This window comes from Clostridium sp. DSM 8431 (genome assembly GCF_900116755.1).
Classification (GTDB): Bacteria; Bacillota; Clostridia; order Clostridiales; family Clostridiaceae; genus Clostridium.
Map to the genome: position 1 here is coordinate 1 of NZ_FPBY01000320.1, position 1,288 is coordinate 1,288.

Here is a 1,288-nt window from a genome sequence, read left to right on the forward strand (position 1 = left end):
AGGAAATTTGAGTGATATAGAAATCTCGGCTTTTCGAAGCCTTGATATATAAGGGTTAAGAAATATGATTAACCCTAAGTAAATGATAAAAGATAGGTTAGAAATATATGAAAGCCTACATATTTCTAAACCTATCTTTTATTAGATTCTTTAGAATTTAAACACTAAGTATGAAAGCGATTTTTTTGACACAGTAATCTCACCATTTATTACCATATAAATATAATATCATCCTTTGTAATCGTTGTCAAGAAACCTACTAACTTACCGTAAAATAATTTTTAGCCAATACTTCTGGATAATTACTTCTCACAGCAATGACTTCTATGATCTTTTCTCCTTTAGATAATTTACCAAAGTCTATATACTGATTAAGCCTTAAAAGATCAAATTCATTTTCATGATTATTTAATGTTTTACTTATTTCATAAACATTACTATCTACATCTTTTATCCTTATACCTGCACATTTTATTGTATCATTGCATTTAATAATTCCTTCTATATTATAATCAGTATTAGCTTGTATAGTATTAGGAATATCATATCCTGATAAGTTTAAATATGGATCTTGACTTTTACATCCAGTAAATAAAAAAAGAATTAGTCCTATAGTGCAAACAAAACTTAATAATACTTTCCTCATCTAATTTTCCTTTTATTACTATATCACTATTATATGTTTAAAGGTTAATTTTGGTTACAAATTTTAAATAATTATTCTTTCATTTTCAAAAAACATCCTGATTTAATTATCAAGATGTTTTTTTCCATATTAAATTATAATTCCATTACAATGGTCAACTTCATGCTGAATTATTTGAGCTGTAAACCCTGAAAAAGTTCCTTGTCTTTTATTAAAGTCTTTATCTAAGTATTCAACATTTATTTTATTATATCTTTTTGTTTTTCTAACACCTGCTAGAGATAAACAGCTTTCTTCAGCTTCATAAGGCTCTTCTTTCTTAGTTATTACAGGATTTATCATTGGTACTATCATTTCACCAGCGCATATAACTATAATCCTCTTTTTAACTCCAATCATATTTGCTGCCATTCCCACACAGCCATCTAAATTTGCTCTTAAGGTGTCCATTAAATCAATGACTACTCCTTTATCTTTTATTGTTGCTTCTTCTGATTTTTGTCCAAGAAAAATTACATCTTTCATTATTGGTTTTATCATATATTACACTGCTACTCAAAATATGGACAATTATACCCATATCGAGATTTTTCCTTATTCATCGTGTCCTATTTTGTAGTGAATAAATCACCTACTACTTTA

2 protein-coding genes are annotated in these 1,288 nt (G+C 26.9%); both read right to left on the reverse strand.

Going from position 1 to position 1,288, the window contains the following annotated elements; all coding sequences use genetic code 11:
- Positions 1-259 precede the first annotated feature (259 nt).
- Positions 260-646, reverse strand: a complete 387-nt coding sequence (locus BM384_RS17115; RefSeq protein WP_090015485.1) for a hypothetical protein — start codon at positions 644-646, stop codon at positions 260-262.
- 129 nt (positions 647-775) lie between these two features.
- Positions 776-1,186 (reverse strand): peptide deformylase, encoded by a 411-nt coding sequence (locus BM384_RS17120; RefSeq protein WP_090015487.1) that lies wholly within the window; start codon positions 1,184-1,186, stop codon positions 776-778.
- Between the last annotated feature and the right edge of the window lie 102 nt (positions 1,187-1,288).